Genomic DNA, 6,476 nt, shown 5'->3' with positions numbered 1-6,476 from the left:
GCTCCGGTCGCGCCCGCCGCTCCGGCCCCGGCCGCCCCGGCCGCCGTGGCTCCGGCCGCTCCGGCCGCTGCCGCTGTCGCGGTGAGCGACGGCGCGTACGTCACCCCGCTGGTGCGCAAGCTCGCCGCCGAGAACAACGTCAACCTGGCGACCGTCCAGGGCACCGGCGTCGGCGGCCGCATCCGCAAGCAGGACGTCATCGCCGCCGCCGAGGCCGTCAAGGCCGCTCCGGCCCCGGCCGCCGCTCCGGCCGCCGCCGCCCCGGCCGCCAAGGCCGCCCCGGCGGTCGAGGTCTCGCCGCTGCGCGGTCAGACGGTCAAGATGCCGCGCATCCGCAAGGCCATCGCCGACAACATGATGAAGGCGCTGCACGGCCAGGCCCAGCTCAGCTCCGTGATCGAGGTGGACATCACCAAGATCATGAAGATGCGCGGCAAGGCCAAGGACGCGTTCGCCGCCCGCGAGGGCGTCAAGCTGTCCCCGATGCCGTTCTTCGTCAAGGCCGCCGTCCAGGCGCTGAAGGCCCACCCGGTCATCAACGCCCGGATCAACGAGGACGAGGGCACCATCACCTACTTCGACTCCGAGAACGTCGGCATCGCCGTCGACTCGGAGAAGGGCCTGATGACCCCGGTCATCAAGGGTGCGGGCGACCTCAACATCGCGGGCGTCGCCAAGAAGACGGCGGAGCTGGCGGGCAAGGTCCGCGGCAACAAGATCACCCCGGACGACCTGGCCGGCGCCACCTTCACCATCTCCAACACCGGCTCGCGCGGCGCCCTGTTCGACACGGTCATCGTGCCGCCGAACCAGGTCGCCATCCTGGGCATCGGTGCCACGGTGAAGCGCCCGGTCGTCGTCGAGACCGAGGAGGGCACGGTCATCGCCGTCCGCGACATGACCTACGTGACCCTCTCCTACGACCACCGTCTGGTGGACGGCGCCGACGCCGCCCGCTACCTGACCACGGTCAAGCAGATCCTGGAGGCCGCCGAGTTCGAGACCGAGATCGGTCTGTAAGAACCGTCGGCGCGAGGGAACTCGCTCCAAGGGGCGCGGCCCCGGTCCGTACCACGCGTACACGGACCGGGGCCGCGCCCTTTCCCCTTTGGCGTGCCTTTTACGCCCCCGAAACCGGGTGGGCCGCCGGGACCGTCGTTCCTGACGGGATAATGACCTGCGGTCTGTTGTCCGGACCCGCCCGCTAAGGAGCCCCACCATGGCCACACCTGTCGTCCATTCGCTGCGCGAGCAGATCCGCGAGCACATCCTCGAGGGAATCGTCAGCGGGCGCTGGCAGCCGGGCGAGCGGATCGTGGAACGGCGCATCGCCGCCGAGCTGGCGGTGAGCCAGACCCCGGTCCGGGAGGCGCTGCGCGAGCTGGAGTCGCTGCGGCTGATCGAGTCGGTGCCCAACAAGGGCGTACGGGTACGGGCCCTGACCGCCATCGACCTCAAGGAGAGCTACCCGGTGCGCGCGGGCCTGGAGCAGGTCGCCGCGGAGCTCGCCGCACCGGCCCTCGCCGAGGACGACACGGTCCTGCGGGCGGAGGTCGAGGCGCTCTACGGGGCGGACCGCTCGGGCGACAGCGAGGCCCAGGTGCGCCACACCGTGGCCTTCCACCGCGAGATCGTCAGAGCCGCGGGGAACTCCGTACTGCTCCACACCTGGGAGTCGCTGGGCATCGAGGTGTGGACGACCCTGTCGATCCGCTGGCTGAGCCCGGAGCCGCGGTCCTACGCGGAGGACCACCAGGAGATCGTGGCGGCCTTCGAGCGGCGCGCCCCGGACATCGGCGAGCTGCTGAAGACCCACGTCCTGAGCTGCGCGCCGAGGATCTGAGCCCGCCGCTCCTCCGCCTGCTCCTCCACTCCGCGAAAAGGTTTTTCCTGATCCCATATTGATCGATCATCGATCAGGGGCGTATCGTCTCCGCGGGACACTTTCCCGTCCCGCGACATCCGGCCCTGCCGGTGCGAGCCCCGCCGTGGCGCCCTGTCCTGTGACCACGGTGAGGCTCGACGGTGAGGGCAGGACCCCGTGCGCCTTCCTGCCCTGGCCGACGCGCGGGGTCCTGTCGTCGCCGCTGGGCATGATGGACGCATGCGCGCAGCCAGACTGATCAGATTGGTGCTGCTGCTCCAGTCCCGGCCGTCGATGACGGGGGCCGAGCTGGCGCGACAGCTGGAGGTCTCGGAGCGCACCGTCGCCCGGGACGTCCTCGCCCTGTCCGAGGCGGGTGTCCCCGTCTACGCCGACCGCGGCCGCTCCGGCGGTTACCGGCTCGTCGGCGGCTACCGCACCCGGCTGACCGGCCTCGGCCGCACCGAGGCCGAGGCGCTCTTCCTCTCCGGGGTACCGTCCGCGCTGCGCGAGATGGGCCTGGCCGACGTGGCCTCCGCCGCCCGGCTCAAGGTCGCCGCCGCGCTGCGCCCCGAACTGAGCGACGCCCCCGCCGCCGCGGCCCAGCGCTTCCACCTGGACGCGCCCGGCTGGTGGCAGCCCGCCGAGACCCCTGAGCTGCTGCCCGCGATCGCCGACGCGGTCTGGGACGACCGCCTGCTGACAGCCCGCTACCGCAGACGCGACGCGGAGGTCGAACGCCAACTGGAACCCTACGGGCTCGTCCTGAAGGCCGGCGTCTGGTACCTGGCGGCCCGCGCGGACGGCGACTTCCGCACCTACCGCGTGGACCGCTTCACCGCCGTGACCGCCGGCGAGAACCGCTTCCCCCGCTCGGACGCCTTCGACCTCCCGTCCTTCTGGGAACACCAGGCCGAGAAGTTCGCCCGCTCCCTGCTGCGCGAGCGCGTACGGCTCCGCCTGACCGCGGAGGGGGTACGGCGCCTCCCGCACATCACGGACCGCACCGCGGCGCGCGAGTCCGTCGAGGCGGCGGGCGCGCCGGACGCACGGGGCTTGCTCACGGTGACGCTGCCCGTGGAGTCCCTGGACGTGGCATACGAACAACTACTGACCCTGGGCCCGGAGGCGGAGGTGTTGGACCCGCCGCCCCTGCGAGCCCGCTTCGCGGAGGCGGCAGCGCGGGGCGCGAAGCTGTACGGGACAGGGGGCGAAGCCCCGTAAGGGGCGCGGGGCTGTTTCGATATGCGGCTCCGCCGCGTGGGCGCGACAAGCCCCACCGAGCCGCGGACGAAGGCACGGGCCCGGGGCGAAGCCCCGTAAGGGGCGCGGGGAACTGCGCGCCCAGCCGAAGACAACCCGCAGCCGCGCGCCGGCGCAAGGAGGCACCCCCGTAGGCGCCCCACAACGCACCCACAGCCGCGCGCGGAGCGCAAGCCGCACCCCGGTGGGCGCTACCGATAGTCGGAAACCGGCTCCGACCCCCCACCGGACACCACCTCCTCGAAATACCTGAAGCAATCCGGCCGCGAACCGTCCGCATCCGTGAACCCGTACTCCCTCGCCAGCTGCCCGCTGGACAGCGAAGCCCCGTTCCACCGCCCCCGCTCCGGATCCGCCGCGAGCCGCGCCACCGCCCGCCCGATGAGCACCGGCGACTCCGCGATCGCGAAGTGCGGCTCCTTCGCGATCGCGTCCCGCCACGTCGCCTCCGTGACCCCGAAGTGGTCGAGCATCGCCTCCGAGCGCAGGAACCCCGGCGTGAGGGAGACCGCCGTGCCGCCGTACTCCTTCAGCTCCTCCGCCAGCCCGCGCGCCATCCGGATCGGGCCGTACTTCGCGACGTCGTAGAAGAGGTTGCCGCGGTAGGTCCGGTTGAACTCCTCCGTGCCGTCGGTGATCTCGACGACCAGTCCCCCGGGCCGCCGGATGAGCAGCGGCAGCGCGAAGTGGCTGGTGATCGCGTGCGTCTCCAGGGAGAGCCGCAGCATCCGCAGCCCCTTGGCGAGGTCCACGTCCCACACCTTGGTGTCGAACTCCAGGAGGTGGTCCCCGCCCCAGACGTCGTTGACGAGGACGTCGAGCCGCCCCTGCTCCCGGTCGACGCGCTCGACGAGCGCCCTGACCTGCTCCGGCTCCAGATGGTCGGTGGGTACGGCGATGCCTGTGCCGCCCGCGGCCGTCACCAGCCCGGCCGTCTCCTCGATGGTCTCGGCGCGGCCGACCTCGCTCCGCCGCTCGCCCGTGGTCCGGCCGGTGGCGTAGACGATCGCTCCGGCGGCCCCGAGCTCCACGGCCATGGCCCGGCCCGCGCCCCGGGTGGCGCCCGCGACCAGGGCGACCTTGCCCTCCAGCGGCCGACCGGCCGCGTTCACGTCCCTCATGTCTCTCCTCATGGCTGCCGTAACGCCGCTCGTGCGGCGGGACGCGGACGACCCTGCCACCCAATCCAGACATCTCCTGTCCGGTATCTCCTGTCCGGTATCTCCGGCCACGGCACGCGGCGACGCACCGGTAACAAGACGGCCGCATTCCACTCCTCTCCACGTGCGGGGCCCGGGTGTTGGCCCGATGCTGGTGCCGTGATGGACGAGACGGAGTTCTGGGAACTGATCGACACCACGCGCGAGGACGCCGAGGGCGACGCCGAGGACCAGGCCGACCTGCTGGTCGAACGGCTGATGCAGCTCGATCCCGACGGCGTGGTGGACTTCGCCCGGCACTTCGAGTCGCGCTACAACCGCTCCTATCTGTGGGACCTGTGGGGCGCCGCGGCCGTGCTGCTGAACGGGGCGAGCGACGACGTCTTCGACTACTTCCGCTGCTGGCTGATCGGCCAGGGCCGGGAGGTCTTCGAGGGCGCCATACACGAACCCGACCGCCTCGCCGACCTCCTGGACGACTTCGACGACGAGGTGGACGGCGACGGGGAGGACCTGGGCTTCGCGGCGGACGAGGCGTACGAGCAGCTGACCGGGGCCGAGACCCCGGACCTGGGCCTGCCGCCCCTGCCGTCCGAACCGCTCGGCACGCCGTTCGACGTGGACGACGACGCGGTCCTGGCGGCACGCTTCCCCAGACTCTGGGCCCGCTTCCGTGAGTAGCACCGTGAGGAGCACGAGGCAGGATGGGCCCATGCGGATCGCCATCACCGGCTCGACCGGACTCATCGGCAGTGTCCTCGCCCGTTCCCTCGCCGCCGACGGCCACCAGGTCGTCCGCCTGGTCCGGCGCCCGCCCACGAGCGGGGACGAGGTCCGGTGGGACCCGAAGCGGCAGTGGGTCGACGCGGACGGGCTCGCCGGGTGCGACGGGGTCGTGCACCTCGCGGGGGCGGGCGTGGGCGACCACCGCTGGACCGCCGCCTACAAGAAGGAGATCCACGACAGCCGCGTCCTGGGCACCGCCGCCCTGGCCGAGGCCCTCGCCTCCCTCGACACCCCGCCGCGCGTGCTCGTGAGCGGCAGCGCCATCGGCATCTACGGCGACACGGGCGACCGGCGCATCGACGAGGACGCGCCGCCCGGCCGGGGCTTCCTCGCCGACGTGTGCCAGGAGTGGGAGGCGGCCACCGGCCCGGCCGCGGAAGCGGGCGTACGGACGGTCCTCGCGCGCACCGGTCTGGTCGTGTCCCGCGGCGGCGGGGCCTGGGCCAAGCTCTTCCCCCTCTTCCGGTTCGGGCTCGGGGGGCGCATGGGCAGCGGCCGTCAGTACTGGAGCTTCATCGCCCTGCACGACCACGTCGCCGCCCTGCGCCACCTCCTGGACACCGAGTCGCTGTCCGGGCCCGTCAATCTCACCGCGCCCGAGCCGGTCACCAACCGGGAGGTCACGGCGGCCATGGGGCGCGTACTGCACCGGCCGACGCTCTGCGCCGCTCCCGCGCCCGCGCTCAAGCTGGCACTGGGCGAGATGGCGGGCGACGTGCTGGCGAGCCAGCGCGTGGTGCCGCGACGGCTGCTCGACTCGGGCTTCTCCTTCGCCTTCCCCGACATCGAAAGCGCCGTACGCGCGGCGCTGACCGACACGCCCTGACCACGGGCCGGGCCGACGGCCCCGGGACGTGCTACCGCCGTGCGACCGTGCTCTGTCCGTGCGCGACTGTTGTTGACCGATTTTCTCTCTACGGTCAAGGCAAATCGCGCTTTGCCGCTGCCCGTTGAGGGCATCAGGCCTCAGAGCGGAGCGGACCGACCCCAGGAGGGCACGTGCTCAGCAGCGCACGCGACACCGCACACGACGCCGACGTCGTCATCGTGGGGGCCGGTCTCGCCGGCCTCTCCGCGGCGCACCGGCTCACGGCCGCCGGGGTAACGGTCACCGTCCTGGAGGCCGCCCCTTACGTCGGTGGACGGATGACGACCGGCCGGCTCGACGGATTCCGGCTCGACCGCACGGCGCAGCTGCTCAACACCGCCTTCCCCGAGCTGCTCCGCACCCCGGGACTCGACGCGCTCACGCTGCGGCCGTTCACCCCGGGGGTCCTGGTCCACGCCGACGGGCGCAACCAGCGCACGGGCGAACCGCGCCACAGCAAGCGCGCGTTCACCACGGCACGGGCCCTCGCGACGGCCCGCGCGGGCGGCCTCGACCAGGCACGGCTGGGCACCGC

7 protein-coding genes are annotated in these 6,476 nt (G+C 72.6%); 6 read left to right on the top strand and 1 reads right to left on the bottom strand.

Features of this window, described 5'->3' with window-relative positions; genetic code table 11:
* From sucB to K6I34_RS28680, 3 genes are all read left to right on the top strand, one after another.
* Positions 1–1,020 (top strand): 2-oxoglutarate dehydrogenase, E2 component, dihydrolipoamide succinyltransferase (sucB, locus tag K6I34_RS28690; protein WP_229330233.1); only part of this gene is annotated, 1,020 nt, incomplete at its 5' end.
* 199 nt (positions 1,021–1,219) lie between these two features.
* Complete coding sequence (locus K6I34_RS28685; RefSeq protein WP_229330231.1) at positions 1,220–1,843, top strand: GntR family transcriptional regulator; 624 nt, start codon at positions 1,220–1,222, stop codon at positions 1,841–1,843.
* Positions 1,844–2,104: 261 nt separating this feature from the next.
* The gene (locus tag K6I34_RS28680) at positions 2,105–3,088 is read left to right on the top strand and encodes a YafY family protein (protein WP_229330229.1); all 984 of its coding nucleotides are present in this window, start codon (positions 2,105–2,107) and stop codon (positions 3,086–3,088) included.
* Positions 3,089–3,318: 230 nt separating this feature from the next.
* Here the strand turns inward: K6I34_RS28680 and K6I34_RS28675 are convergent, their stop codons facing one another.
* Positions 3,319–4,248, bottom strand: a complete 930-nt coding sequence (locus tag K6I34_RS28675) for an SDR family oxidoreductase (RefSeq protein ID WP_229330227.1) — start codon at positions 4,246–4,248, stop codon at positions 3,319–3,321.
* A gap of 201 nt (positions 4,249–4,449) precedes the next feature.
* On the opposite strand from K6I34_RS28675, the gene K6I34_RS28670 reads away from it, so the two are divergent.
* From K6I34_RS28670 to K6I34_RS28660, 3 genes are all read left to right on the top strand, one after another.
* A complete protein-coding gene (locus K6I34_RS28670; RefSeq protein ID WP_229330235.1) occupies positions 4,450–4,968 on the top strand; it encodes a DUF4240 domain-containing protein in 519 nt (172 codons plus the stop codon).
* 31 nt (positions 4,969–4,999) lie between these two features.
* On the top strand, positions 5,000–5,899 hold the full coding sequence (locus tag K6I34_RS28665; protein ID WP_229330225.1) for a TIGR01777 family oxidoreductase: 900 nt from the start codon (positions 5,000–5,002) through the stop codon (positions 5,897–5,899).
* Positions 5,900–6,072: 173 nt separating this feature from the next.
* On the top strand, positions 6,073–6,476 hold a 404-nt coding region (locus K6I34_RS28660; protein ID WP_229330222.1), incomplete at its 3' end, for an FAD-dependent oxidoreductase.

Origin of the sequence: Streptomyces sp. UNOC14_S4, from assembly GCF_020740835.1 — a bacterium.
GTDB lineage: Bacteria > Actinomycetota > Actinomycetes > Streptomycetales > Streptomycetaceae > Streptomyces.
The sequence above is the reverse complement of the archived record's forward strand: the minus strand, read 5'-3'. Positions and strand labels throughout refer to the sequence as shown.